Origin of the sequence: Methylibium sp. (genome assembly GCF_013817365.1) — a bacterium.
Classification (GTDB): Bacteria; Pseudomonadota; Gammaproteobacteria; order Burkholderiales; family Burkholderiaceae_C; genus Methylibium.
The window spans coordinates 1-24,146 of sequence record NZ_JACDCU010000012.1 but is presented as its reverse complement, the minus strand read 5'-3'; the positions used below and the strand labels follow the sequence as shown (position 1 = coordinate 24,146).

Annotated in this window: 23 protein-coding genes and 1 pseudogene; 10 read left to right on the top strand and 14 right to left on the bottom strand. The window is 67.3% G+C overall.

Translation table 11 applies throughout. From position 1 onward, the window contains the following. Positions 1–3 precede the first annotated feature (3 nt). The 4 genes from dksA (at position 4) to hslU (ending at position 4,461) form a co-directional block, all read left to right on the top strand. Positions 4–666, top strand: coding sequence for an RNA polymerase-binding protein DksA (dksA, locus tag H0W38_RS01980; protein WP_292450837.1), 663 nt, complete (start codon positions 4–6; stop codon positions 664–666). Between the two features lie 30 nt (positions 667–696). Beyond that, on the top strand, positions 697–2,496 hold the full coding sequence (locus H0W38_RS01975) for a hypothetical protein (protein WP_292450835.1): 1,800 nt from the start codon (positions 697–699) through the stop codon (positions 2,494–2,496). 73 nt (positions 2,497–2,569) lie between these two features. Then, entirely contained in the window at positions 2,570–3,106 is a 537-nt protein-coding gene (gene hslV / locus H0W38_RS01970) for an ATP-dependent protease subunit HslV (protein WP_292450834.1), read from the top strand. A gap of 2 nt (positions 3,107–3,108) precedes the next feature. Then, positions 3,109–4,461: an ATP-dependent protease ATPase subunit HslU gene (gene hslU / locus H0W38_RS01965; RefSeq protein ID WP_292450833.1), complete on the top strand. Its 1,353-nt coding sequence runs from the start codon at positions 3,109–3,111 to the stop codon at positions 4,459–4,461. A gap of 25 nt (positions 4,462–4,486) precedes the next feature. Here hslU and H0W38_RS01960 read toward each other — a convergent pair whose 3' ends face one another. Next, on the bottom strand, positions 4,487–5,257 hold the full coding sequence (locus tag H0W38_RS01960; protein ID WP_292450832.1) for a type III pantothenate kinase: 771 nt from the start codon (positions 5,255–5,257) through the stop codon (positions 4,487–4,489). A 220-nt stretch (positions 5,258–5,477) separates the two neighbouring features. On the opposite strand from H0W38_RS01960, the gene icmF reads away from it, so the two are divergent. Beyond that, positions 5,478–8,834 carry a fused isobutyryl-CoA mutase/GTPase IcmF gene (icmF, locus tag H0W38_RS01955; RefSeq protein ID WP_292450831.1) on the top strand — a complete coding sequence of 1,119 codons (3,357 nt, stop codon included), beginning with the start codon at positions 5,478–5,480 and terminating at the stop codon, positions 8,832–8,834. Positions 8,835–9,018: 184 nt separating this feature from the next. On the opposite strand, the gene H0W38_RS01950 is transcribed toward icmF, so the two are convergent. Together H0W38_RS01950 and H0W38_RS01945 are read right to left on the bottom strand one after the other, a co-directional pair. Beyond that, complete coding sequence (locus H0W38_RS01950; RefSeq protein WP_292450830.1) at positions 9,019–9,453, bottom strand: TA system VapC family ribonuclease toxin; 435 nt, start codon at positions 9,451–9,453, stop codon at positions 9,019–9,021. Beyond that, complete coding sequence (locus H0W38_RS01945; RefSeq protein ID WP_292450829.1) at positions 9,443–9,691, bottom strand: DUF2191 domain-containing protein; 249 nt, start codon at positions 9,689–9,691, stop codon at positions 9,443–9,445. Before H0W38_RS01945 ends, H0W38_RS01950 begins: the two co-directional genes overlap by 11 nt. Before the next feature lie 131 nt (positions 9,692–9,822). On the opposite strand from H0W38_RS01945, the gene H0W38_RS01940 reads away from it, so the two are divergent. Beyond that, entirely contained in the window at positions 9,823–10,452 is a 630-nt protein-coding gene (locus H0W38_RS01940; protein WP_292450828.1) for a glutathione S-transferase family protein, read from the top strand. Between the two features lie 4 nt (positions 10,453–10,456). Here H0W38_RS01940 and H0W38_RS01935 read toward each other — a convergent pair whose 3' ends face one another. After that, positions 10,457–11,302 (bottom strand): DUF72 domain-containing protein, encoded by an 846-nt coding sequence (locus H0W38_RS01935; RefSeq protein ID WP_292450827.1) that lies wholly within the window; start codon positions 11,300–11,302, stop codon positions 10,457–10,459. Positions 11,303–11,324: 22 nt separating this feature from the next. Next, positions 11,325–12,389, bottom strand: a complete 1,065-nt coding sequence (gene fba, locus H0W38_RS01930; protein ID WP_292450826.1) for a class II fructose-bisphosphate aldolase — start codon at positions 12,387–12,389, stop codon at positions 11,325–11,327. A gap of 337 nt (positions 12,390–12,726) precedes the next feature. On the opposite strand from fba, the gene H0W38_RS01925 reads away from it, so the two are divergent. Beyond that, the gene (locus H0W38_RS01925; protein WP_292450825.1) at positions 12,727–13,491 is read left to right on the top strand and encodes a DUF481 domain-containing protein; all 765 of its coding nucleotides are present in this window, start codon (positions 12,727–12,729) and stop codon (positions 13,489–13,491) included. 28 nt (positions 13,492–13,519) lie between these two features. On the opposite strand, the gene pyk is transcribed toward H0W38_RS01925, so the two are convergent. The 8 genes and pseudogenes from pyk to def form a co-directional block, all read right to left on the bottom strand. Continuing rightward, entirely contained in the window at positions 13,520–14,968 is a 1,449-nt protein-coding gene (pyk, locus tag H0W38_RS01920) for a pyruvate kinase (RefSeq protein ID WP_292450824.1), read from the bottom strand. A gap of 77 nt (positions 14,969–15,045) precedes the next feature. Further along, entirely contained in the window at positions 15,046–16,239 is a 1,194-nt protein-coding gene (locus H0W38_RS01915) for a phosphoglycerate kinase (protein ID WP_292450823.1), read from the bottom strand. A 70-nt stretch (positions 16,240–16,309) separates the two neighbouring features. Then, positions 16,310–16,642, bottom strand: coding sequence for an AzlD domain-containing protein (locus H0W38_RS01910; RefSeq protein ID WP_292450836.1), 333 nt, complete (start codon positions 16,640–16,642; stop codon positions 16,310–16,312). Positions 16,643–16,644: 2 nt separating this feature from the next. Continuing rightward, positions 16,645–17,447, bottom strand: a pseudogene (locus H0W38_RS01905) (AzlC family ABC transporter permease). Positions 17,448–17,518: 71 nt separating this feature from the next. Next, positions 17,519–17,875 (bottom strand): hypothetical protein, encoded by a 357-nt coding sequence (locus H0W38_RS01900; protein WP_367161565.1) that lies wholly within the window; start codon positions 17,873–17,875, stop codon positions 17,519–17,521. A gap of 150 nt (positions 17,876–18,025) precedes the next feature. After that, entirely contained in the window at positions 18,026–18,886 is an 861-nt protein-coding gene (gene htpX, locus H0W38_RS01895; protein WP_292450821.1) for a zinc metalloprotease HtpX, read from the bottom strand. A 64-nt stretch (positions 18,887–18,950) separates the two neighbouring features. Continuing rightward, positions 18,951–19,919 carry a methionyl-tRNA formyltransferase gene (fmt, locus tag H0W38_RS01890; RefSeq protein WP_292450820.1) on the bottom strand — a complete coding sequence of 323 codons (969 nt, stop codon included), beginning with the start codon at positions 19,917–19,919 and terminating at the stop codon, positions 18,951–18,953. A 118-nt stretch (positions 19,920–20,037) separates the two neighbouring features. After that, positions 20,038–20,544 carry a peptide deformylase gene (gene def / locus H0W38_RS01885; protein WP_292450819.1) on the bottom strand — a complete coding sequence of 169 codons (507 nt, stop codon included), beginning with the start codon at positions 20,542–20,544 and terminating at the stop codon, positions 20,038–20,040. 370 nt (positions 20,545–20,914) lie between these two features. Here def and H0W38_RS01880 point away from each other — a divergent pair, with 370 nt between their 5' ends. The 3 genes from H0W38_RS01880 (at position 20,915) to H0W38_RS01870 (ending at position 23,676) form a co-directional block, all read left to right on the top strand. Next, positions 20,915–21,994, top strand: a complete 1,080-nt coding sequence (locus H0W38_RS01880) for a LysM peptidoglycan-binding domain-containing protein (RefSeq protein ID WP_367161564.1) — start codon at positions 20,915–20,917, stop codon at positions 21,992–21,994. A 35-nt stretch (positions 21,995–22,029) separates the two neighbouring features. Then, a complete protein-coding gene (gene dprA, locus H0W38_RS01875; protein WP_292450817.1) occupies positions 22,030–23,139 on the top strand; it encodes a DNA-processing protein DprA in 1,110 nt (369 codons plus the stop codon). Between the two features lie 84 nt (positions 23,140–23,223). Continuing rightward, the gene (locus H0W38_RS01870) at positions 23,224–23,676 is read left to right on the top strand and encodes a DUF494 family protein (RefSeq protein WP_292446285.1); all 453 of its coding nucleotides are present in this window, start codon (positions 23,224–23,226) and stop codon (positions 23,674–23,676) included. A 65-nt stretch (positions 23,677–23,741) separates the two neighbouring features. Here H0W38_RS01870 and H0W38_RS01865 read toward each other — a convergent pair. Next, positions 23,742–24,146 (bottom strand): DUF1631 family protein (locus tag H0W38_RS01865; RefSeq protein ID WP_292450816.1); only part of this gene is annotated, 405 nt, incomplete at its 5' end.

Sequence of the window (24,146 nt, the reverse complement as noted above, 5' to 3'; positions counted from 1 at the left end):
GCCTTGAACAAGGCGGCCGCCAAGACGACACCCCCGGCAGCGGCACCTGCAGTGAAACCGACCCCCTTGAAGACGTCTTCCAAGTCAGCCACCAAGGCGGCCCGCCTTTCCGCCGCCGCCGCCGCAGAGCCGACGCCGCGCAACATCCCGCTGCCGCCGCCGAGCCGCCCGCCGGCCAGCAACGTGGTCGATTTGCCGCGTCCGGTCCGCAAGATCGACCCCAAACTCGCCAACGTCTGGAAAACCAAGGCAGGCCGCGAGCTCACCGAGGACGAGCTGCAGGCGATGCCCGACGGCGAGTACATGAACGACAAGCAGCTCGATTTCTTCCGCGGTCAGTTGGAGAAACAGCGCAACGACCTGCTCGACAACGCCGGCGAAACCACCGAGCACCTGCGCGAAGACACCTCGATCGTGCCTGACCCGGCCGATCGCGCCACCATCGAGGAAGAGCATGCGCTGGAACTACGTACCCGCGACCGCGAACGCAAGCTGCTGAAGAAGATTTCCCAGTCGCTGCAGCGCATCGAATCCGGTGAGTACGGCTTTTGCGACGAAACCGGCGAGCCGATCGGCCTGGGCCGCCTGCTCGCCCGGCCCACCGCCACGCTTTCGCTCGAGGCGCAGCAGCGCCGCGAGATGAAGCAGAAGATGTTCGGCGACTAACGCGCCGCGCCCGTCCGAGCCCCGAGCCCGATGGCCGACGACAAATCCGAATCCAGGGAAGCAAGCACCAGCTTCTTCCGCAAGGTCGTGAAGTTCGTCGCCAACCCGGCGACCGACTGGGCAGAGCTGAACTCGGTTCAGGACGAGCCGCTGCAAAGCGGCTACGCCAAGAGCGAGCTCAAGGCGATGATCGAGCGCAAGCGGCGCAACGACTTCGTGCGCAAGCGAGAGTTCGACATGCTGCGCAAGATTCGCCGCGAAGGCCTGCCGGCGGACGGGCTGGCCGGCATCATCGGCACCTCCGATCTCGACGACTCCGATCAGCCGCGTGCCAGCGAGATGGCCCTGCCCGATGCGACCGTCAAGGCCAAGATCGACGAGATCGAGCAGCAGATGGAAGGCGAGCAGGTCGCGCGCCGCATCACCCCCGCGCACCCGCCCTCTTTTTATACCGCGCGCACGGCTGCCGGCGAACTCGACGAGCGCTCGGCCCTGAACCAGCCTTTCGCCGAGAGCGCCGAGCCGGCACAGCGCAAACCCGCCGAGCGGCCTCCCACCGTATCGCCGGCCTCGGCCACTCGTGCCACTGCCCCGCCGACGCCCGCCGCGGCGCCGGCCAAAACCGGCAGCATCGCCTGGGAACCGCAGGCCGCTTCGCCGGTCAAGCGAGCGCCCCTCGCGCCGCAGGGCGCCAGCGACTTCAACGATCCGTTCGCGGTCGAGGTCAAGGAAATCGCCCATGATCCCGACCTCGACGAGGCAGTCATCTCCTTCGCCAACGCTGAATTCGAGGCCTGCGAGCGCTCGATCGCCGGCCTGATCGCGCCGGACGGCGAGCGCTACGGCCATGCCGAAACCTGGCTGGTGATGTTCGACTTGTACCGCGCCACCGGCCGCCAGCAGCCGTTCGAGAGCCTGGCGCTCGACTACACGCAGCGCTTCGGCTGGTCGCCACCGCAGTGGTTCTCGATTCCGCAAATGGTCGCCGCAGAGGCGCCTGCGCCCAGCAGCGGCAGCGGCAACAGCGCGACCGGCGGCATGCGGCTGGAGGGCAATGTCGGCTGGGTCGCGCCTGCCGAACTGGGTTGTGACGAAGTGGCTCAGCTCGGCGCCAAGACGCTGCAGCTGCCCATGCCCTGGGTGCTCGACTGGAGCCCGCTCGAACGCATCGACCCTCAGGCCTGCAGCGAGTTGAGTCAGCTGATGCGGCACTGGAGCACGCAGAAGATCGACATGCGCTGGCTCGGCGTGGAAAAGCTGCTCGGCGTGCTCGGCGACGCCGCGCCGACCGGCGTGCGCGATGCCGATCCGGTGATCTGGCTGCTGCGCCTCGAAGTGCTGCGCCTGGCGAGCCGGCCGGACCAGTTCGACGAAGTCGCGATCGACTACTGCGTCACCTACGAGGTGTCGCCGCCGTCATGGGAAAAGTCGCTGGCGAAGGTGAAAGTCACCGATGAGGCGGGCATCACGCTGTCGTCACGCTCGATGGTCACCGACGTGTCCACCGGCTTCGCCGAATCGGTGCTGCTCGAGGAAACCGGCGGCGCTCGGACCGCGGCTGTCGAGCTTTCCGGCCAGCTGGTCGGTGACATCGGCAAGGTGCTCGGCGCGCTGGAGACCCGGCTCGGCAATGCGGGCGTCGTCAATATCAACTGCGCGCGGCTCATCCGCATGGATTTCGTCGCCGCCGGCGATCTGCTCAACTGGGTGCTGTCACGCCGCAACGAGGAGCGACTGGTGCACTTCGACGACGCGCATCGACTGCTCGCTTTGTTCTTCAACGCGATGGGCATCAACGAGCATGCGCGCGTGAAAGTGCGCAACCTCTGAGCGGCGCATTCGGCGGGGCGGCCATCGACATCGGCCGCATTGAACTCGGCCGCAGCCCCTTCATCTGAGCACCATGGACTCCTATCACGGCACCACCATCGTCAGCGTGCGCCGCGGCCGCCAGGTTGCGCTCGGCGGCGACGGGCAGGTCACGCTCGGCAACGTCATCGTCAAGGCCAGTGCGCGCAAGGTGCGCCGGCTCTACAAGGGCGAGGTGCTGGCCGGCTTTGCCGGCGCCACGGCCGACGCCTTCACCCTGTTCGAGCGCTTCGAGGCCAAGCTGGAGAAGCACCAGGGCCAGCTGGTCCGCGCCGCCATCGAGCTCACCAAGGACTGGCGCACCGACCGCGTGCTGCGCCGCCTCGAGGCGATGCTGGCAGTGGCGGACCGCGACAGCTCGCTCATCATCACCGGCAACGGCGACGTGCTCGAACCCGAGCACGGCATCATCGCCATCGGCTCCGGCGGCGCCTTCGCCCAGGCTGCGGCGCGGGCGCTGCTCGACCACACGTCGCTGTCACCGCAGGAGATGGTCAAGAGATCGCTCGAGATCGCCGGCGACCTGTGCATCTACACCAACCAGTCGCACACGATCGAGGTGCTGGAGTGAGCATGACGCCGCAGGAGATCGTCTCCGAACTCGACCGCCACATCGTCGGCCAGAAGGACGCCAAGCGCGCGGTGGCGATCGCACTGCGCAACCGCTGGCGCCGCCAGCAGGTCGAAGACAAGCTGCGCGGCGAGATCACGCCCAAGAACATCCTCATGATCGGGCCCACCGGCGTGGGCAAGACCGAGATCGCGCGGCGCCTGGCCAAGCTGGCCGATGCGCCCTTCATCAAGGTCGAGGCGACCAAGTTCACCGAAGTGGGCTATGTCGGCAAGGACGTCGATTCGATCATCCGCGACCTGATCGAGATGTCGGTCAAGCAAACGCGCGAGACCGCCATGCGCGCCCACCGCGCGCGAGCCGAAGACGCCGCCGAGGACCGCATCCTCGACGTGCTGCTGCCATCGCCGCGCAGCGGCAGCGCGCCGGAGTTCGGGCTCACGCCGGCCGCGCCCGCACCGGCACCCGACAGCACCGCCCGCCAGACCTTCCGCAAGCGCTTGCGCGAGGGCACGCTCGACGACAAGGAAATCGAGCTAGAACTCGCCGAGGCCCGCCCCGCTGTCGAGTTGTTGGGCCCGCCCGGCATGGAAGAGATGGCCGAGCAGCTCAAGGGCATGTTTGCCAGCCTCGGCCAGCAGCGCCGCAAGACGCGCAAGCTCACGATCGCCGAAGCGCGCAAGCTGCTGATCGACGAAGAGGCGGCCAAGCTGGTCAACGAGGACGACATCCGCAGCCAGGCGCTGGCCAATGCCGAGCAGAACGGCATCGTCTTCATCGACGAGATCGACAAGGTCACTTCGCGCAGCGATGCCAGCGGCGCGGGTGGCGCCGAGGTCTCGCGTCAGGGCGTGCAGCGCGATCTGCTGCCGCTGGTCGAGGGCACGACGGTGACCACCAAGTACGGCCTGGTGCGCACCGACCACATTCTCTTCATCGCCTCGGGCGCCTTTCACCTGAGCCGGCCGAGCGACCTGATCCCGGAGCTTCAAGGGCGCTTTCCGATCCGCGTGGAACTCGGATCGCTGAGCGTGGAGGACTTCGAGGCGATCCTCACGCAGACCCAGGCCAGCTTGACCCGGCAATACCAGGCGCTGCTCGCCACCGAGGGCGTGACGCTGGACTTTCGCGCCGACGGCATCCGCCGGCTTGCGCAGATCGCCTTCGACGTCAACGAACGTACCGAGAACATCGGCGCGCGCCGGCTCTCCACGGTGATGGAGCGGCTGCTCGACGAAGTGAGTTTCGACGCGCCCAGGCTGTCGGGCCAGACGGTGTCGATCGACGCCGCGCACGTGGACGCCAAGCTCGGCGCGCTGGCAGTGAACGAGGATCTGTCGCGCTACATCCTGTGAAGCAACGCGAGACACCACCGGCTCGCTACCTTTGCCTCGCAGCGGCGATCGTCAACAGCCCGTCGAAGATCAGCGTGTCGACCAGCTCGTAGTCGAGCTGCAGCGACGGCGCCACCTTCCACCCTGCGCCGCCGGTGACGATGCAACGCGGCGCCTGGCCGCACTGCCGCTCCAACTGCCGGTGCATGCGCTCGATGGCGCCGGTGATGGCATAGGTGCCGCCGCTGGTCAGCGCGTCGCTCGTATTGGTGGGGAAGTCGCTCACCTCGCCGGTGGGCACGCGCAGGCCCGCAGTGCCGGCCTCCAGCGCCTTGAGCATGATGCCGTGGCCGGGCAGGATCAGCCCGCCGAGAAAGCGCCCGTCTGCATCGAGCGCATCGACGGTCACTGCCGTGCCGACCATCACCACCAGCACGGGTGCCCGCTTGCCGGCCGCGAGCAGCCGCGCGCGCGCGCCGATCAGCGCGACCCAACGGTCACTGCCCAGGCGCAGCGGATGGTCGTAGCCGTTGACGACGCCCGCCTCGGCTGCGCTCGACACCACCCAGCGCGACGCCACCTCCCACAGTTCGAGCTGTTCTTCCACTCGGTGGCGCACCGAGTCGCTGGCCACGCAGCAGCCGAGCATCTCGCAGGGCGGCATGAGAGCGGTCCAGGCGCCGCCGGCGTCGGCGAGCTGATCAATGGTTTCAAGGAAGACCGCGCCGTGCGCCAGCGGCTCCGCGCCGGCCGCGAGCACTGCGTACTGGGCCCACTTCAGGCGCGTGTTGCCGATGTCGATGGCCAGCAGGGTCATGCGGCGGTCTTCGGCGAAATGCGGGCGTCGAGCATCGTGTCGGGTCGGTCGGCTTGCGGGCGATTGTCCGACGGATCACAGTGCGGGGAAAGCATGAGCCCGCTGCTTCCACGAGAGCCGCTGTTCGATGCAGCTACCATCCGCGCTGGTTGACGTTTACGTCAACGTCAAGCGCACATGCCAGCGTCGTTCGCTGCCCGCTGCTGCCGGAGAAAACACGATGACCGATCTGTCCGCCGACCATCAGGCCCTCGCCGCCTACCGCGCAACGAGAAAGCTGCGCTTCGTCACCGCCGCGTCCCTGTTCGACGGCCACGACGCCTCGATCAACATCATGCGCAGGCTGCTCATGAGCATGGGCGCCGAGGTAATCCACCTCGGCCACAACCGCTCGGTCGAGGAGGTGGTGAGCGCCGCGCTGCAGGAGGACGCGCAGGGCATCGCGGTCAGTTCCTACCAGGGTGGGCACGTCGAGTACTTCCGCTACATGGTCGAGCTGCTTCGCGAGCGCGGCGGCGCGCACATCCAGGTGTTCGGAGGCGGCGGCGGCGTGATCGTGCCGGCCGAGATCCGCGAACTGGCGGATCAGGGCGTGCGTGTGTTCAGCCCTGAGGATGGCCAGCGCATGGGCCTGGCCGGCATGATCGGCGAGATGCTGATGCGCTGCGACCAGACGGCCGCACCCGAGGCGCCGGCCGACATTGCGGCGCTGCGAGGCCATGGGCAAGCGGCCTGGCTGGCACTGTCGCGCACGATCACCGCCCTGGAAGGCGGCTCGGCCTCGGCAGAGCTGAAAGCGGCCCTGCACGTCGCCGCGCAAGAAGCGGCGGTACCGGTGCTCGGCATCACCGGCACCGGCGGCGCCGGCAAATCGAGCCTGACCGACGAGCTGATCCGCCGGCTGCGGCTGGACCAGGGCGATGCGCTGCATGTGGCCGTCGTTTCCATCGATCCGTCGCGGCGCAAGAGCGGCGGCGCGCTGCTCGGTGACCGCATCCGCATGAACGCCATCTCTGCCTGGAGCCGCGTAGCGGCGAAACCGCTCACTCCTTCCCCGCCTGGGGGAAAGCCGGAACGGGGGCCCGCGGATGACGGACAACGCGTCTTCATGCGCAGCCTCGCTACCCGCGAAGCCGGCAGCGAAATCAGCGCCGCCCTGCCCGATGTGATCAAGGCCTGCAAGGCAGCCGGCTTCGACCTCGTCATCGTCGAGACCTCGGGCATCGGCCAGGGTGACGCCGCCATCGTGCCTCACGTCGATCTGCCGGTGTACGTGATGACGCCCGAGTTCGGCGCCGCCAGCCAGCTCGAGAAGATCGACATGCTCGACTTCGCCGAGTTCGTCGCGATCAACAAGTTCGACCGCAAGGGTGCCGCCGATGCATTGCGCGACGTGGCCAAGCAGATGCAACGCAACCGCGAAGCCTTCGCGCAGCGGCCCGAGACGATGCCCGTGTTCGGCACCATGGCCAGCCGCTTCAACGACGACGGCGTGACGGCGCTGTACCAGGCGCTGGCCGCACGGCTGGGCGCACTGGGCTTGAGATTGAGCGAGTCGAAGCTGCCTCCGGCGAACGTGCGCCACAGCAGCAATCAGACCGCCATCCTCCCGGCCGCGCGCACGCGCTATCTGGCCGAGATCACCGACACGGTACGCGGCTACAAGCGTCGCGCTCTCGGCCAAGCGGCCATTGCCCGCGAGGCCCAGCAACTGCGAGCCGCAGCCCGCATGCTCGCCGCCGCCAAGCCCGACAAACCGCGCGCCGCAGATGCGGCGATCGACCTGGCCGAGGAGCGCGAAGCGCGGCTCGACGCGGACGCGAAAAAGCTGCTCGCGCAGTGGCCGCAGATGCAGGCCGCCTACGCCGGCGACGAGTACGTGGTGAAGATTCGCGACAGGGAGATCCGCACTGCGCTCGTCACCACCTCGCTGTCCGGCACGAAGATTCGCAAGGTCGCGCTGCCGCAGTACGAGGACCACGGCGAGCTGCTGAAATGGCTGATGCTGGAGAACGTGCCGGGCAGCTACCCCTACACCGCCGGCGTGTTCGCGTTCAAGCGGGAGGGCGAGGACCCGGCGCGCATGTTCGCCGGCGAGGGCGATGCCTTTCGCACCAACCGGCGTTTCAAGGTGGTGAGCGAGGGGCTGCCGGCCAAGCGGCTCTCGACCGCTTTCGACTCGGTCACGCTCTACGGCGCCGACCCCGATCCGCGGCCCGACATCTACGGCAAGGTCGGCAATTCGGGCGTGAGCATCGCCACGCTCGACGACATGAAGGTGCTCTATTCGGGCTTCGACCTCACCGACCCGGGCACCTCGGTCAGCATGACCATCAACGGCCCGGCGCCGACGATCCTGGCGATGTTCATGAACACCGCGATCGATCAGAACCTCGACAAGTTCAAGGCCGACAACGGCCGCGAGCCCACCCACACCGAAGCGCAGAAGATCCGTGCGTGGGTGCTGGCCAACGTGCGGGGCACGGTGCAGGCCGACATCCTCAAGGAAGACCAGGGCCAGAACACCTGCATCTTCTCGACCGAGTTTTCATTGAAGGTGATGGGCGACATCGCCGAGTACTTCGTGCACCACGACGTGCGCAACTTCTATTCGGTGAGCATCAGCGGCTATCACATCGCAGAGGCCGGTGCGAACCCGATCTCGCAGCTCGCCTTCACGCTCAGCAACGGCTTCACCTTCGTGGAGGCGTACCTCGCGCGCGGCATGCACGTCGACGACTTCGCACCCAACCTCAGCTTTTTCTTCAGCAACGGCATGGACCCCGAATACACCGTGCTCGGCCGCGTGGCGCGGCGCATCTGGGCGGTGGCGATGAAGGACAAGTACGGCGCCAACGAGCGCAGCCAGAAGCTGAAGTACCACGTGCAAACCAGCGGCCGCTCGCTGCACGCGCAGGAGATCGCGTTCAACGACATCCGCACCACCCTGCAGGCGCTGATCGCGGTGTACGACAACTGCAACTCGCTGCACACCAACGCCTACGACGAAGCGATCACCACGCCCACCGAGGAAAGCGTGCGCCGCGCGATGGCGATCCAGATGATCATCAACCGCGAATGGGGCCTGGCGAAGAACGAGAACCCCAACCAGGGCGCCTTCGTCATCGACGAGCTGACCGAGCTGGTCGAAGAAGCCGTGCTCGCCGAATTCGAGCGCCTTGCAGAACGCGGTGGCGTGCTCGGCGCGATGGAAACCGGCTACCAGCGCGGCCGCATCCAGGATGAAAGCATGCATTACGAGATGCTCAAGCACACCGGCGAGCTGCCCCTCATCGGCGTGAACACCTTCCGCAATCCGCAGGGCGACCAGACGCCGCAGACGCTGGAGCTGGCGCGCTCGACCGAGGAGGAGAAGCAGTCGCAGTTGACGCGGCTGGCCGAGTTTCAGACTCGCAATGCGAAGGCGTCACCCGCCATGCTGCAGCGGCTTCAGCAGGCGGTGATCGAGAACCGCAACGTGTTCGAGGTGCTGATGGAAGCGGTGCGGGTGTGCTCGCTGGGACAGATCACGAGCGCGCTGTTCGAGGTGGGCGGACAGTACCGGCGGAGCATGTAGCCCCGTCCGGCCCCCACGGCGACAAAGTGGCAGCACATGCTCGGACAGATTCGGCTGGCGGGCGAAGCGTTCGGCGATCACCGGGTCCAGTTTGCGCAGCCCCGAATAGACGTTGTCGAAGTCGACGAACCGCGCGCTCTTCATGTCTGTTTCCTCCTCGATCTTCTTCGGCTGAACAGGCTCGTCAGCCTGTCAGCAGCGTGAGCTCCGAGCGCTTCAACAGCTTTCGGAAATCCGCATCGAAGCTGGCGAGATGGTCGCTCATGTGCTGTACCGCCGCCGCGAGCCACGCATCCGGAATGTCGTTTGCCCGCAGGTTGCGAGTCAGGCACGCATCGCGCAGCCTGTCCCATTCGGCACCGATCTCGGGCATGCGCACGCCGGGCGCCGCGAGCAAGACTTCGATGAATTTCAGCGCCGCCGAGATCGGCGTCGGGGAAACGAACACCTTCGGGTGCGTCACCAGTCTCAGGAAGCTCGCCACCACCATGGGCAACAGCAACAGCCCGCGCCCTCCTGCCGCGTCGTCAAGCGCCGATTCGAGCCAGCGCCTGGCCACGTCGTAGTGCGGGTGATCGCTGCGCGAGGCGGCCACCAGCACGTTGACGTCAGGCGTCATCGTCCTCTATGGCCTGCAGCAGCGACTTGTTGCTCAGCGGATCGACGCCCGCGACCAAACCGCCCTTGCCGCGGAACACCGGCAGCCGCACACGGGCTGACTTGACTGCGGATTGTTGAGCCCGCAGGCGGAGTTGCAGGCCCTCCTCGATCACCCGCGTCAGCGTTGTGCGCTGGCGAGCGGCCAGCGCCTTGGCGTCGGCCAGCAGGCTGTCACTGAGATTCAGGGTGGTCTTCATGGGCATCAATATACAGATTTCTGTATTGAAACCGCAAGTAAAGGCCTGGCGTGACAGGCGCCGCGCTTGAAGAAAGCTGCCTAGACTTCTTCCAGCAAGCGCCCTGCCCTGGGATGCAAGGAATCTCCATCATGTCCACCTCCCGCCACGTCACCTTCTTCCACGCCCTCAACAGCCGCTCCGTCGTCGCGCGCGTCCTGCTCGAGGAACTGGGCGCCGACTACGACGTGCATCTGCTCGACCTGCAGGCCGGCACGCAGCGCGAGCCCGCCTACCTGGCCGTCAACCCGATGGGCAAGGTGCCGGCGATCCGGCACGGCGACGCCGTCGTCACCGAGCAGGGCGCGGTCTATCTGTACCTGGCCGAGCTCTATCCCGAGGCCGGCCTGGCGCCGCCGGTCGGCGACCCGATGCGCGGGCCTTTCCTGCGCTGGCTGTTCTTCTACGGTTCGTGCTTCGAGCCGGCGGTGGTCGATCGCTCAATGCAGCGCGAACCGGCGCCGGTGGCGACCTCGCCCTACGGCGACTTCGACACCACTCTCGGCACCCTGACGGCACAACTTCGCGCCGGGCCGTGGCTGCTCGGCGAGCGCTTCAGTGCCGCCGACGTGCTCTGGGCTGGCGCGCTGCAATGGACGACGATGTTCAAGCTGGTGCCGGAGCTGCCGGAGATCGCGGCCTACATCGCGCGGTTCAATGCACGGCCCGCCGTGGCACGGGCTCGTGCCAAGGACGCCGAGCTGGCGGGCTCCACGGGTTGATCTGTCAGGGCAGATCGGGCGGCTCGAAGCCCAGTCGCTGCAGCAAGGCCATGGCCGCAGCCGGTGCGCGCTCCTTGGCACCGTTGATCATGAAGACAAACACGTCCCGCGGTTCGACCGCGCCGGTGGCGTCGGGCGCAGCCACACGCGGCAGTGCCTCCGGCTCGCCGCCGGCGGCCCACACATGCGCGCTTTGCGCCCAGCCGTCGAGCGCCTTCGGCGCATAGCCGAGTTTCAGATCGGCCTCGGCGCTTATCAGCCGCATGTAGACGAAGCCGCCGGTGAGGTCGGCGAACGAGGGGTGCTCCGTCGAATCGGTGAAGACGGTTGCAGCCTTGTACTTGCGCGCCAGCTGCAGATACTCGTCGCACAGAAAGCTCTCGTGGCGTACGTCGAGCACGTGACGCAGGTTCAGGCCGCCGATCTTTGAAGGTAGGAGCCTCAGAAAGGCCTCGAAATCCTCCGCCTCGAAACGCTTGGTCGGCGCGAACTGCCAGACGATGGGGCCGAGCTTGGCGCCGAGCTCTGCGAGCCCGCTGCCGAGAAAGCGCTCGATCGATTCACCGGCTTCGGCCAGAACACGTCGGTTGGTCGCGTAGCGCGAAGCCTTCAGGGAGAACACGAAGTCTTCGGGCGTTGCGTCGCGCCACTTCGCGAAGGTCGCCGGCTTCTGGGTGCTGTAGTAGGTACCGTTGATCTCGATCGCGCTCAGCCGGCGGCTGGCGAACTCGAGCTCGCGGGCCTGCGGCCAGCCCTTGGGGAAGAAGTTGTCGCGCCAGGGCTCGTAGGTCCAACCGCCCACACCGACGCGGATGCGGCCGGTGGTGCTTGCCATGTTCGCGCGCGCCATCACCGCACCGGGCGCTCGCCGCCTACATCACCTGCTGCGCCAGCGCCCCGCTCGCATACCGCTGCGCCACGGCGCTGAGCGGCTGCGGCTTGATCTTGGCCGCCTGCCCCTCGCAGCCGAACTCGACATAGCGCTGCTTGCAAATGGCCTTGGCCGCCGCCGTCGCCGGCTTGAGGTAATCGCGCGGGTCGAACTTGCCCGGGTTCTGCGCCATGTACTGGCGGATCGCCGCCGTCATCGCCAGGCGGATGTCGGTGTCGATGTTGATCTTGCGCACGCCGTGCTTGATGGCTTCCTGGATTTCCGAGACCGGCACGCCGTAGGTTTCCTTCAGGTCGCCGCCGTACTGCCGGATCGTCGCAAGCAGGTCCTGCGGCACGCTGGAGCTGCCGTGCATCACGAGGTGCGTGGTAGGAATGCGCTTGTGGATTTCCTTGATGCGGTCGATGGCCAGGATGTCGCCGGTGGGTTTGCGGGTGAACTTGTAGGCGCCGTGGCTGGTGCCGATGGCGATGGCCAACGCGTCAAGCTGGGTGCGCTTGACGAAGTCGGCCGCCTCCTCGGGGTCGGTGAGCAGTTGGTCGCGCGTCATGGTGGCCTCGGTGCCGTGGCCGTCTTCCTTGTCGCCGCGCATGGTCTCGAGCGAACCCAGGCAGCCGAGTTCGCCTTCGACGGTGACGCCCAGCTTGTGCGCCATGTCGACGACCTGCTTGGTCACGTCGGCGTTGTAGTCGTAGCTGGCGATGGTCTTGCCGTCGGCCTGCAGCGAGCCGTCCATCATGACCGAGCTGAAGCCGAGATCGATAGCGCCCTTGCACACGTCCGGGCTCTGGCCGTGGTCCTGGTGCATGACCAGCGGCGTCTCGGGCCAGGTCTCGATCGCGGCCTGGATCAGGTGCTTGATGAAGTTCTCGCCCGCGTACTTGCGGGCGCCTGCACTGGCCTGCAGGATCACCGGCGCGCCGACTTCGTGCGCCGCGGACATCACCGCCTGCACCTGCTCGAGGTTGTTGACGTTGAACGCCGGGATGCCGTAGCCCTGCTCGGCGGCGTGATCGAGCAACTGGCGCATGGATACGAGTGGCATGGAAGTCCCCTGGTGAAGTCGTGCGGCCGCCCTGGCCCCGAGAGTGGAGCCGATTTTAGCGAGCGCTCGCCTGCCGACCGCGCGCTGGCGTACGTGGCGACCCCGGCCCGCAGCCGACGCCGCATTCTTTGCAGATGCCGCAGCGCACCGCTGGGGTAAATCCGGCCGCAACGCAGGCCGCCCACCGAGCGCCGTAAGGTACGGCGCCGCACCGAGTGCGTGGGCCCAAGGCACGTCGCGCACGATCCCGTCTCGAGTGAAGCAATACAACCACGCCCCGCGCCGACTGCGTGCGCCCCTGCACCCCAAGTCCCATCACCCAGGAACCGCGATCCCGATGATCTTTTACAAGCCCTCGATCACACTTGCCCTCGCCGCCTGCGTCTGCTGCGCGCCGGCGCTCGCCCAGGTCACCATCGAGCCGGACGGCCAATGGCGCCACCTGTTCGCCGCCGGCGCCAGCGTCGCCTCCGGCAACAGCGACGCCACCAGTGTCAACCTCAGCAGCGACAGCGTGCGTGCCACCGACATCGACAAATGGATGATCACCGGGCGCGCCCTTTACGCGAGCAGCGAGGGCGAGACGACGGGTGAGCGCATCGGGCTGGGCACTCAGTACAACCGCGACGTGTCGGCGCGCTGGTTCGTGTTCGGATCAGCCGACGCGTTGCGCGACGAGCCGGCCAATCTTTCGTCGCGGCTGTCGGCCGCTGCCGGTCCTGGCTACCACCTCTGGCAACGCGACACGGAGTTCTGGGACATCTCCGGCGGCCTGAGCTACACCCAGGACCGCTTCTTCGACGCCACGGAGATCGACGGCCGCCAGCGCAGCAGCTACGGTCGGGTGGAATTGCTGCTGGCCGAAGATTCGAGCCACCGGTTGACTGACACCACCGCCTTCACCCAGAAGCTGCGCGTGCTGCCCAACCTGCGCGACACCGGCGCCTACCGCGCCGAATTCGAATCGAACCTCACCGTGGCGATCAACACCACCCTCAGCCTGACCGCCGGCCTCGCCTACCGCTACAACAGCGACCCCGGCGACGGGTTCGAGCGTCGCGACACGCTGTTTGTCACCGGGGTGTCGGTGCGGCTGGACTGAAATCCTTGCCGCGTGTCTTGTCTGGACATCAGCCGACCCTGCACACCTTGAGCATGTTGGTGCCGCCCGGGTGGCCCATCGGCTCGCCCACGGTGATGGCGTACGTGTCGCCCGGCTTGAGCACGCCGCCGGCAACGAGCAACGCCTCGGCGCGTGCCAGTGCCTCGTCGCGTTCGTCGCACTGCGGCATCAGCAATGGGCAGACGTTGCGATAGAGCGCCATCTTGCGCTGGCTCGTGAGCTGCGAAGTGAGGCCGTAGATCGGCACGTGGATCTTGTTGCGGCTCATCCACAGGGCCGTCGAGCCGCTTTCGGTGAGCGCCACGATCGCCTTGCAGCCGAGGTGGTGCGCGGTGAAGAGCGCGCCCATCGCAATGCTCTGATCGATGCGGCCGAAGCGCTTGTTGGTGAAGTCGGCATCGAGCGTCACGTCCTCGGACAGCTCGGCGGCAATGGCGATCGCGGCCATCTGCTCGATCGTTTCCACCGGGTAGCGCCCAGCCGCCGTTTCGGCGCTGAGCATGACCGCGTCGGTGCCGTCGAGCACCGCGTTGGCCACATCGCTCACCTCGGCGCGCGTGGGCACCGGGTTGACGATCATCGACTCCATCATCTGCGTGGCGGTGATGACCACCTTGTCCATCTCCCGCGCCATCTTGATCATGCGTTTTTGCAGCGCCGGCACCGCCGCGTTGCCGACTTCGATTGCCAAGTCGCCGCGCGCCACCATGATGCCGTCGCTGGCGCGCAGGATCTCGTCGAGCACCGGGATCGCCTCGCTGCGCTCGATCTTGGCGATCAGCGCGGTCTTGTGCTGATGCGGCTCGCCGGCCACGTTGGCAAGCTGGCGAGCCATCTCCATGTCGGTGGCGTTCTTCGGAAAGCTGATCGCCAAGTATTCGCAGCGAAAGCTCATCGCCGTCTTGATGTCTTCCATGTCCTTGGCGGTCAGCGCCGGGGCGGTCAGGCCCCCGCCGAGCTTGTTGATGCCCTTGTTGTTGGACAGCTCGCCGCCGACCTTGACGACCGTGTGCACCGCGTCGCCGAGCACGCGCTCGACCATCAGCACGATCAGGCCGTCGTTGAGCAGCAAGGTGTCGCCCGGCTTCACGTCGCGCGGCAGCGACTTGTAGTCCAGGCCGACCGCCTGAGCATCGCCGAGTTCGCTGCGTTTGGCATCGAGGATGAAACCGGCGCCGGCCTCCAGCGTCACCTTGCCCTGCGCGAACTTGCCGACGCGCACCTTCGGGCCCTGCAGGTCGGCCATGATCGCGACCTCCTTGCCGGCGCGCTGAGCCACCTCACGCACCATGGCGGCGCGCTCGATGTGGTCCTGCCCGCTGCCGTGCGAGAAGTTGAGCCGCACCACGTCGACGCCGGCGCGGATCATCCGCTCCAGGATCTCCGGCGTGGAAGAAGCCGGGCCGAGCGTGGCGACGATCTTGGTGGCGCGCGAAGCATTCAGGGAAAGTGACATGGCGGTTTCGGTGGCGTTGTGCGTTGGCGGAAAGAGGCCGCGTGGCGCGCTGGGGCGCCCGGGGGTCGAGGGAAGCGTCAGGCCGCGGCGCGCCGCTGCAGGATGTCGAAGGCCGGTAAGGTCTTGCCCTCGAGCACCTCGAGGAAGGCGCCGCCGCCGGTGGAGATGTAGCCGATGTCGGCCTCGATGCCGTACTTGGCGATGGCCGCGAGCGTGTCGCCGCCGCCGGCGATGCTGAAAGCGTCGGAGCGCGCGATGGCTTCGGCCAGGGCGCGCGTACCGCCGGCGAACGCGTCGTACTCGAACACGCCCATCGGACCGTTCCAGACCACCGTGCCGGCCTTCGCGATGATCGCGGCCAGCTCCGTCGCGGTGCGCGGGCCGATGTCGAGGATGAGGTCGTCGACCTGCACGTCGGTGGCGGCGACGGTGCGGGCCGGCGCGGTGGAGGAAAACGCCTTGGCCACCACCGCATCGCCTGGGATCGGCACGGCCGCACCACGCCCTTGCATCATGTCGATGATGGCCTTCGCTTCATCAGCGAGGTCCGGCTCGGCGAGCGACTTGCCGATCGGAAGGCCGGCTGCCAGCATGAAGGTGTTGGCGATGCCGCCACCGACGATGAGCTGATCGACATTCGCGGCCAGGCTCTTGAGGATGCTGAGCTTGCTGCTGACCTTGGAGCCGGCAACGATGGCCACCAGCGGGCGCTTCGGGTTCTGCAGCGCTTTCGTGATGGCGTCGATTTCGGCAGCCAGCAGCGGGCCGGCGCAAGCCACCGGCGCGAACTGCGCGATGCCGTAGGTGGAGGCCTCGGCACGATGCGCGGTGCCGAAGGCATCGTGCACGAACACGTCGCACAAGGCCGCCATCCGGCGGGCCAGGGCTTCGTCGTTCTTCTTCTCGCCCTTGTTGAGCCGGCAGTTTTCGAGCAGGACCAACTCCCCCGGCGCGACGTCGACGCCCTCGGTCCAATCGCGCCTGAGCGGCACCTCGCGGCCGAGCAGTTCGCCCAGGCGCTGCGCCACCGGCGCGAGCGAGTCCTCCGGCTTGAACTCGCCTTCGGTGGGCCGACCGAGGTGCGAAGTGACCATCACCGCCGCGCCGGCGGCCAGCGCCATCTCGATGCAGGGGATCGAGGCGCGAATCCGCGTGTCTTCCGTGATGTTGCCCGCGTCGTCCTGCGGCACGTTCAGGTCAGCGCGGATGAAGACGCGCCGGCCTTCGATGCGGCCTTGTTGCACCAAGTCTGAAAAGCGCAGGACGTTCAACGGGGATCTCCTCGAATCGGTTGTGATGTGTGCCAACGCGGCGCCGCGCAAACGCTGGCGGGCCTGTTCCTCACCAACCCAGGCCCAGGCGCAGCGGCAGCAACACCGCCATGCCGGTCAGGATGGTGCCCAGAATGCCGCGGCGCCAGAAGAAGTAAAGCGTGGCAGCAACTGCCGCGTAGATGCGTGCGTCCCGCCAGGGTTCGGTCATCAAGCCGCCCTGGTTCATCACCAACTCGGGCGCCACCACCGCCGCCAGTGCGGCCAGCGGCGCGTAGCGCAAGCCGCGCTTGGCCCAGTCGGGCAGCACCAGTTCGCGTTCGGACAAAAAGAAGAAGCAGCGCGCCACCACGGTGATCACCGTCAACCCGGCGAAAGTGAGCAAGAGCTCTGGAGTACTCATGTTCATGCAGCACTCCCCACTCGGCATTTGCCGTCGTTCCCGCGGCGCGGCGCCGGGCCTTCGAGCCAGGCGCGCACCCGCCGACCAGCATCACCGCCGCCGTCGAGCAACAGACCCAGGCAGATCGCCGCGGCGATCGCGACGACGATGTTGAGTTTGAAGGGCAATGCAAAAGCAGCAACGGCCGCCGCGCCGGCCACCACCGCCGCGAGCAGGGTGGCGCGGTCCGAGACCAGCGAATAGGCCAGGCCGAGCAGTGCCAGCGTGCCGGCGAAGCCCAGCCCCCAGTGCGTGGGAACCACGTCGGCCAGCACGATGCCGATCACCGAAGGCACCTGCCAGGCGATGTAGTTGGCCGTCATCGTGCCCCAGAAGTATTCGATCTGGCCGTCCGGCGCCTCGCCCTTGGCCGGCGGCTCGGCGTAGCGCTTCATGAACAGCACGTAGATGATGTCGCCCGAATAATAGCCCAGCGCCAGCCTCGTTTTCAGCGGGAAACGCATGAAGAACGGCCGCCACTGCGCGCTGAAGATCACGAAACGCAGGTTCACGCAGAACGCAGTGGCCCAGATCACCCAGACCGGCGCGCCCACCGCCATGAGCGGCAGGACAGCAAGCTGTGCGCTGCCGGCGAAAACGGTAAAGGTCATGACAGCGCGAGCGGCACCGACAGGCCGGCCTGGACCATGGCCACACCGGTCACCAGCCCCCAGGCGGCGATTCCCAGCGCCAGCCCTGACATCTCACGCAGACCGGTGAGGTAGGCGGGATGGGCCAGAGTGACGCGTAGGCGGTCCAAAGACATCTTCTGGATTGTCCCACCGGCCGGTAGCGGCCGTGGCTTGTGCGCGGCAGCCCGAGCGCCGCGCCACGGCTTCAGGATGCCGCCGGCTTGCCTTTTGCGCGTTCTACCGTCTCCAGCGCCTTGGCCGGCGCTTCGACTGCGGTGGTGGGCCCGTCGGTTTCAGGCAGGGCACCGACGGGCCGAGCCAGAACCGGGGGCACCGTTTCCAGCTTGTTGTCGCGCATGTATTCGTCCATCTCACGCCAGCCGGCGAACACCGCGGGGCGTTGAGCCTTCGGGTTCAGTAAGTAGCAATCCTCGATGGCACGGCCGGCATGGCGGCAGGCGCTCCCGACCGCCTGACCGTCGGCTGCGCGCAGGGCCGCGATTTTCTCGCTCGAATCGATGTCGAAGAGCTCACAGCCGGCCAGCAGCGCGGCGGCGCACAAGGTGAGAGCGGAGAGGGCGGGACGCATGGCAATCGATGAGGCTTCGCTGGCTTATCGGTGCCCCCGCGCTGGACTTGAGGGCGTTCATGAAAACGCCCCGCAAAGGCGGGGCGTGGCGCAGCCCGGTCGTTCGACCGGTGCCGTGCTTTTTCAGGCGCGAACCCCCTGGGCCGCCATCGCCATCAGCCGTTCGACGCGCTCCTCGGTAGACGGGTGGGTGCTGAACAAGCCGCGCAGCCCGCCGCCGGAAAGCGGATTCATGATCATCATCTGCGCCGTGGCGGGGTTGCGCTCCGCCGCTTCCATGGGAATGCCGCCTTGTGCATAACGGTGGATTTTCTGCAGCGCGCTCGCCAGAGCCTGCGGCTCGCCCGAGATCTCCGCGCCGCCGCGGTCGGCCTCGAACTCGCGGGCTCGGCTGATCGCCATCTGGATCAGGCTGGCCGCCAGCGGCGCGAGCAGCATCACCGCAATGCTGGCGATCGGGTTGGCCGGCCGGCCATCGCCGCCGCGGCCGCCGAAGAACATCGCGAAGTTGGCGAGCATCGAGATTGCACCAGCCATGGTCGCGCTGATCGTGGAGATGAGGATGTCGCGGTGCTTCACGTGCGCCAGCTCGTGCGCCATCACGCCGCGCAGCTCGCGCTCGGAGAGCACGCGCAGGATGCCGGTGGTGGCGGCCACGGCGGCGTTGTCGGGGTTGCGGCCGGTGGCGAAGGCGTTGGGCGCGTTCTCCTGGATCAGGTAGACGCGCGGCATCGGCAGCTGCGCGCGCTGGGCCAGCTCGCGCACCATGCCGTAGAACTGAGGCGCCGAGGTTTCGTCGACCTCCTGTGCGTTGTACATCTTCAGGATCAGCTTGTCGCTGAACCAGTAGCTGAAGAAGTTCATGCCGAGCGCGATGAGCAAGGCGATCACCATGCCCTGCTGGCCACCCAGCACCGAGCCGATCGCCATGAACAGCGCCGTGATGGCGGCCATCAACACGCCGGTCTTGATCAGGTTCAACATGTCCTTTTGTCCTCGTCACGCCCACTCGGGCGCATGCGAGTAGATGCGGGCTTGCGACTCAAGTTCAATGCCCAATGCCGCGCTCGGCGGCGAGTCGCAGCCCCGGCCGCAGTGCCGGCCTGGCGGCCATGAACTCGTACGCGCTCACGCGCCGGCCACCGGGGCGCTGCAGTTGCTGCAGCGTCAGCGCTGCGTCGCCGCAGGCCACCACCAAACGCTCATCGGCCTCCAACACCGTGCCGGGAGCGCCGCTGCCCCCGTTGGGAAGCGCGCGCCACAGTTTCACCGTTTCGCCGTCCAGCCCGAAGCTCGCGCCGGGAAAAGGATCGAAGGCGCGCAGCCGCCGTTCGATGACTGCCGCCGGCTGTGTCCAGTCGATCGGCGCCTCGGCCTTGCCGATCTTGTGCGCGTAGCTCACGCCCTGCCGCGGCTGCGGCGTGCGAACCAGCCCGCCACGGGCCGCCACCCCGAGCGCCTCGACGATCATCCGCCCACCGAGCGCCGCCAGGCGGTCGTGCAAGCTGGCGGTGCTGTCCGACGCGGCGATCGGCTCGGACTCGGCGAGCAGCATGTCGCCGGTATCCAGGCCGCTGTCCATCTGCATGATGGTGACGCCGGTCGCCGTGTCGCCGGCCTCGATGGCACGATGAATCGGCGCGGCGCCCCGCCAGCGCGGCAGCAGCGAAGCATGAATGTTCAGGCAGCCCAGCGGCGGGAGTTCGAGCAGCCAGTCCGGCAGGATCAGCCCGTAGGCAGCGACCACCACCGCGTCAATGCGGGCGGCCTGCAGCGCAGCTCGCGCGGCGGCGGCGTCTTGCGAAAAGCGGCCGTCCAGTCGCAAGCCCTGCGGCTGCAGCACGCTCAGCCCGCGTTCCAGAGCCAGCGCCTTGACCGGCGAAGGCTGCAATTTCATGCCGCGGCCGGACGGGCGGTCGGGCTGGCTCAGCACAAGGGCAAGGTCGAAGCCGGCGTCAAGCAGCCGGTCGAGTGCAACCCGCGCAAACTCGGGCGTCCCGGCAAACGCCAGCCTCATCGCCAACAGCCGCTTCGGCAGCGCAGGCGAGGCCTCAAATCCGCGCTCACAGCCACGTTTCTGCTCGCGGGTACCTTGCTTCGCAACGGCTGCCGCGCCTGGCTGCGCAGGCGAGGCCTCACGCCTCGACCTTCGCCTTCTTGAGCATTTTGCTCTTGATGCGGTTGCGCTTGAGCGGCGAAAGGTACTCGACGAACACCTTGCCGAGGAGGTGATCCATTTCGTGCTGAACGCAAACCGCCAGCAAGCCTTCGGCATCGAACTCGTAGGGCCGGCCGTCGCGGCCGAGTGCACGCACGGTCACCCGGGCATGGCGCGGCACCTTGTCATAAATCTGCGGTACGGACAGGCAGCCTTCGTCCGCCACGATCATCTCCTCGCTGACCGCGATCAACTCGGGGTTGACGAGCACGCGCGGCTCGTCGCGGGTGTCTGACGTGTCCATCACGATGAGCCGCTCGTGCACGTCGACCTGCGTGGCCGCCAGGCCGAGTCCCTGCGCCTCGTACATCGTCTCGAGCATGTCGTCCGCGAGGCGGCGGATGCACTCGTCCACGCTTGCCACCGGCTTGGCGACGGTGTGCAGGCGGGGATCGGGATAACAGAGGATGTCGAGAAGGGCCATGGTCGGCAGGGGTTCAGCAGCACACGCAAGAACACTCGGGTGAGCGGCGCTCACTGTGGATCACATGCAACGAAGCGCCGTGAAGGGCTACCGCCACGCGTGCTCCTCGGTAGGCAGGTTTCGTTGCGGCATCAAGGCTTTATGGGCAGAATCTTCTAAACCAAGTGAGGATTTTCGCCGAACCGCAACGGCTCGGGAAAGCCTTCGATAAAACCACAGGACGCCGGGTGGGTTGGAACCGGCGGCGCCGGAGAGAGCGTCAATGATACGAACTGCCCCCGCTGCATGCCGGCCTTCGCGCCCCCACCCGGGCCGCCCTGCGTTGGCTTTGCTGGCGGCCTTGGCCGCCGCTGCCCCGCTTTCCTCGGCGATGGCCGCCGAACCCAATTTTCCGATCACAGCCGAGCAGCGCAGCACCGCCCAGCAGGTCGCTCAAGCGGGCGTGGCGCTCTCGGAACTGGCGCCCAATGCGCCCGACAGCTACACGGTCAAGCGCGGCGACACCCTGTGGGACATCTCGGCCCTGTTTCTCAAGCGGCCGTGGCGTTGGCCGGAGCTGTGGGGTATGAACCTCGAGCAAATCCGCAATCCGCACCTGATCTATCCGGGCCAGATGCTGCTGCTCGAGCGCGACGGCGATCGCGCCCGGTTGCGCGTCGCCGGTGGACCGGGCGGCCCCGGCGGCCCCGGCCGGCTATCGCCGCAGATCCGAGACGCAGGCCCTTCGGGCGGACCGATCGCTGCCGTGCCCCTGAAATTCATCGAAGGCTTTCTCAACGAAGCGGTCATCTTCGAGACCGACGCGCTGGATCGCGCGCCGCGCATCGTCGCTGCCCAAGAGGGCCGCGTGCTGCTCGGCAAGGGCGACGCTGCCTATGTGCGAGGCGATCTGAACGGCGTGCGTGAATGGCGCGTGTTCCAGCAGCCCAGGCCTCTGCGCGATCCCGTCACGAAGGAGCTCCTCGGTTGGGAAGGCACCTATGTCGCTACCGCCGAGTACGAACGCGAAGGCGCCGTGAACGACCGGGGCGAGATCGTGCCGGCCACGTTCCGCATCACCTCGGCCAAGCTGGAAGCCAATGTGAGCAACCGGCTGGCGCCGGCGCAGCCGCGCAACTACGAGCCGTACGTGCCGCACGCACCTTCGGCGCCGATCGGCGGACACATCGTGTCGGTGTACGGCGAGGCGCTCAACGCCGGCCAGAACCAGATCGTGTCGCTCAACAAGGGCGCCCAGGACGGCTTGGAGCGCGGCCACGTGCTGGCCCTGTGGCGTGCCGGCGAGCTCGTGCGCGACACCACCCAGGACGGCCCGGCACAGGCGCTGCGCTTGCCCGACGAGAAGCACGGCACGCTGTTCGTGTTTCGCGTCTTCAACCGCATGTCTTATGCGCTCATCCTCGATGTGAAGGATCCGGTCACGCGCGGTGACCGCTTCACCCAGCCCTGAGCCGCCGCCAGCGCCTGCTCACCGGCCCGAGCGCCATGCTCGATCGCGACGAACTCGCGGCTTGGCTGCGGCTGAACGAAACACCAGGAATCGGCCTTGAGACCGCACGCCGGCTGCTCGCCGCCTTTGGTTCGCCGCAGGCGTTGTTCGATGCGCCGCAGCGCGCCTGGCACGAACTGCTTGGGCCCGCTCAGACCCAAGCGCTGAGCGCTCCGGCCGCTACGCTGGAAACGCTGATCGAGTCCACGTGGCAGTGGCTGCTAGCCGGCGAGGACGCGGCGCCGCGGCAGGTGGTGATGCTCGGCGACGCGCACTATCCGGCCCTGTTGCTCGAAACCGCGGATCCGCCGCTGCTTCTGTATGCGATGGGCCGCACCGAACTGCTTTTCGCTCCGGCAGTGGCCGTGGTCGGCAGCCGCAATCCATCGGCGCAAGGTCTGGAGAACGCGCGTGCCTTCGCCGCTGCGTTCAGCGGCACCGGGCTGACGGTGGTCTCCGGATTGGCGCTGGGCATCGATGGCGCGGCGCACGAGGGCGCACTGCAGGGGCCCGGCTCCACCATCGCGGTGGTCGGCACGGGTCTCGACCGGGTCTACCCGAAGCGCCACTTCGCTCTCGCGCACCGCATCTCAAGCGCCGGACTGGTGCTCAGCGAATACTCGCTCGGCACCCCGCCGGTGGCGGCCAATTTCCCGCGCCGCAATCGTCTCATTGCCGGGCTGGCTCGCGGCACCCTGGTAGTCGAAGCCGCGCTGCAATCGGGCTCGCTGATCACCGCGAGGCTGGCCCTCGATGCCGGTCGGGAAGTCTTTGCCATTCCGGGCTCCATCCATGCGCCGCAATCACGGGGCTGCCATGCGCTGATCAAGCAGGGCGCCAAGCTGGTCGAAGCGGCGGCCGATGTCCTGGTCGAACTGCGGCTCGATGCACCCCCTAGGCCGCCAGCCTCGGCGGTGGCGTTTCCCGACTCGGGCGGCGATCCGGTGCTGACCGCGCTGGGCCACGATCCGGTGACGCTGGACGCCCTTGCCGCACGCACCGGCTGCTCACCTGCGCAACTGAGCGCTCACTTGCTGGAACTCGAGTTGGCCGGTGAGGTGTCTCGGCTGCCGGGTCAACTTTTTCAGCGCCTGATTCGCGCCTGATCCCCCCGAAGCAAGGCTTGTCGAACGGCACGGCCGCAGTGCCACTCGATCGGTCGAGGCAAGATCCCGTGGTACCCTAATTTCATGTTTGATGTGCTCGTGTACCTCTACGAAAACTATTGGCGGCCAGACGCTTGCCCCGACCACCGTCAGTTGTCGCGCAAGTTGTCGGCCGTAGGTTTCGAGAACGAAGAAATCGAGGACGCGCTGACTTGGCTGGCCGGGTTGGCGACGGCCGCCGAGTCGCACAGCGGCGAGCAAAGCACTCGAGGCATGCGTGTTTATTCGCCCGCCGAGCAGGATCGCCTGGGCGCGGAATCGATCGGTTTCGTCAGCTTCCTGGAGTCCGCCGGCGTGCTGCGCGCGCCGATGCGCGAAATGGTGATCGACCGCGCCATGGACATCGCGGTCAGCCCGCTTCCGCTCGAAGACCTGAAGATCATCGTCCTGATGGTGTTCTGGAGCCTGGGTGAAGAGCCTGACGCCCTCATCCTCGACGAGCTCTTCGTCGAGACGGAGGATCGGCTGATCCACTGAGCTGCACGCTTCCTTGCCGGAAAGAAGCCGCCTTTCGGCGGCTTTGCATTTTCCGAAAGCTCGACTCAGTTCAGAAGCCGAGCCGGATCGGCGTCGAGTTTGGCCAGCGCAGTGCGCGTAGCCCGCACAGTCAGCGCCTCGTCCTGCGCCGGCACCAGAAGACCGGCCTGCAGGAAGGACGCGAGCCGGTGCTGCTGGAACAGCGTGCCGCGGCCCTGCTGCGAGACGAACAGGCTCAGCTGCTTGCGCATCCCCTGCCAAGCCAGTTGCACGGCTTCGATGCTGCCTCGGTGCTCGAGCATGTACCAGCCACCGACCTGAAGCTCGCGGGCCCAGGCAATCATGGCCGGCGTGGGCATCGAGCCGCCGTCAGTGACGATCTGGAGTTCGGAGCTTTCGTGGCCCGACAGGTCCATCACGATCGACTCGTCGATCACCATGTCATCGGCGTCGGGCAGGAGCTCTTCCAG

Excerpts from the sequence above, each read along its gene's own strand:
- def (WP_292450819.1), bottom strand. The coding sequence starts at position 20,544 with ATGGCCCTTCTCGACATCCTCTGTTATCCCGATCCCCGCCTGCACACC.
- fba (WP_292450826.1), bottom strand. The coding sequence starts at position 12,389 with ATGCCACTCGTATCCATGCGCCAGTTGCTCGATCACGCCGCCGAGCAG.
- H0W38_RS01960 (WP_292450832.1), bottom strand. The coding sequence starts at position 5,257 with ATGACCCTGCTGGCCATCGACATCGGCAACACGCGCCTGAAGTGGGCC.
- icmF (WP_292450831.1), top strand. The coding sequence starts at position 5,478 with ATGACCGATCTGTCCGCCGACCATCAGGCCCTCGCCGCCTACCGCGCA.
- H0W38_RS01940 (WP_292450828.1), top strand. The coding sequence starts at position 9,823 with ATGTCCACCTCCCGCCACGTCACCTTCTTCCACGCCCTCAACAGCCGC.
- fmt (WP_292450820.1), bottom strand. The coding sequence starts at position 19,919 with ATGAGGCTGGCGTTTGCCGGGACGCCCGAGTTTGCGCGGGTTGCACTC.
- H0W38_RS01950 (WP_292450830.1), bottom strand. The coding sequence starts at position 9,453 with ATGACGCCTGACGTCAACGTGCTGGTGGCCGCCTCGCGCAGCGATCAC.
- H0W38_RS01910 (WP_292450836.1), bottom strand. The coding sequence starts at position 16,642 with ATGAGTACTCCAGAGCTCTTGCTCACTTTCGCCGGGTTGACGGTGATC.
- H0W38_RS01975 (WP_292450835.1), top strand. The coding sequence starts at position 697 with ATGGCCGACGACAAATCCGAATCCAGGGAAGCAAGCACCAGCTTCTTC.
- H0W38_RS01870 (WP_292446285.1), top strand. The coding sequence starts at position 23,224 with ATGTTTGATGTGCTCGTGTACCTCTACGAAAACTATTGGCGGCCAGAC.
- htpX (WP_292450821.1), bottom strand. The coding sequence starts at position 18,886 with ATGTTGAACCTGATCAAGACCGGCGTGTTGATGGCCGCCATCACGGCG.
- pyk (WP_292450824.1), bottom strand. The coding sequence starts at position 14,968 with ATGTCACTTTCCCTGAATGCTTCGCGCGCCACCAAGATCGTCGCCACG.
- H0W38_RS01945 (WP_292450829.1), bottom strand. The coding sequence starts at position 9,691 with ATGAAGACCACCCTGAATCTCAGTGACAGCCTGCTGGCCGACGCCAAG.
- H0W38_RS01880 (WP_367161564.1), top strand. The coding sequence starts at position 20,915 with ATGGCCGCCGAACCCAATTTTCCGATCACAGCCGAGCAGCGCAGCACC.
- H0W38_RS01935 (WP_292450827.1), bottom strand. The coding sequence starts at position 11,302 with ATGGCGCGCGCGAACATGGCAAGCACCACCGGCCGCATCCGCGTCGGT.
- hslU (WP_292450833.1), top strand. The coding sequence starts at position 3,109 with ATGACGCCGCAGGAGATCGTCTCCGAACTCGACCGCCACATCGTCGGC.
- hslV (WP_292450834.1), top strand. The coding sequence starts at position 2,570 with ATGGACTCCTATCACGGCACCACCATCGTCAGCGTGCGCCGCGGCCGC.
- H0W38_RS01925 (WP_292450825.1), top strand. The coding sequence starts at position 12,727 with ATGATCTTTTACAAGCCCTCGATCACACTTGCCCTCGCCGCCTGCGTC.
- dprA (WP_292450817.1), top strand. The coding sequence starts at position 22,030 with ATGCTCGATCGCGACGAACTCGCGGCTTGGCTGCGGCTGAACGAAACA.